1 protein-coding gene and 1 pseudogene are annotated in these 953 nt (G+C 66.0%); both read left to right on the forward strand.

Annotated features, from left to right (window positions below):
• On the forward strand, positions 1-476 hold a 476-nt coding region (locus tag FHP29_RS01210; RefSeq protein ID WP_240044229.1), incomplete at its 5' end, for a DUF6318 family protein.
• Between the two features lie 127 nt (positions 477-603).
• A pseudogene (locus tag FHP29_RS21460) lies at positions 604-953 on the forward strand (hypothetical protein); the annotation flags it as partial.

Below are 953 nucleotides of genomic sequence, written 5' to 3' on the forward strand. Positions count from 1 at the left end.
GCCCCACGGGCAAGATGGAGACGCCGACCTCGGCTGCTCCAGATCCGGTGGAACCTGAGCTGCCGGCCGCCGCGAAGGAGGCGAGCGAGGCCGGGGCTCGGGCGTTCATCATGTACTACTGGGACCTGATCAACTACGCCCAGGTCACCGGCGACGTGAAGGCGCTCAAGGCGGTGTCGGGGCCGAACTGCGACCGGTGTGATGCGGGTATCTCAGCGGTCAGGAAGGTGTACCGGGGCGGGGGCCACATCACGGATGGCCGCTACACCCCGAGCCTCACTGCCGTGACCAAGTTGGAGGCCGAGAACCGGAGCCTCTACGCCTTCGAAGCGAAGGCTCAGATCACCAACGTCGCCCACACTGCCGTCGATGCCGACGGACAGATCCAGCAGTTCAAGGCATCGACCACCAACTACGTGGTCGATGTCCTGTGGGTCGACAACCACTGGCGGCTCGACGTGATGGAGGTCGTGTGAGATGCCCGGGCATCTCGCAGCAGCAGTCGCACTTGTCGCACTGACATCTACGACCCAGGATCCGCCACGGCCACCACCACCGCCGCCAACAGTGACAGCCGGTGCAGGCCAGGGCGGATTCTGGACCGTGGCTGGCGACAAGCGCCGCGATCAGACCGGCGGGAGCACCGACCACGGCTCCGCGTCGTCCACTCAGCCAGCCCTCGCCGTCGGCACCGCGTCATGCAGCGTGGTGGAAGCCGTCACTGGTTCCGAGATCGGCGCGACCGTCTGTGGAGAGGACACGCAACCGGTTGTCACAGCGGAGGACGCCCGGAGAGCGTTTGCGGAGCTTCCGCTCGACCCCAGCACCCTCGTGATCCAGCCACCCGACGGGCTGACCCTGGTCAACTTCAAGACCAACTTCTACACGACCAACACGACCCCGACCACGGTCACGATCACCCTCCTCGAGCAACCCGTCACCCTCGAAGCCAC

Origin of the sequence: Nocardioides albidus (assembly GCF_006335005.1) — a bacterium.
Taxonomy (GTDB): domain Bacteria; phylum Actinomycetota; class Actinomycetes; order Propionibacteriales; family Nocardioidaceae; genus Nocardioides; species Nocardioides albidus.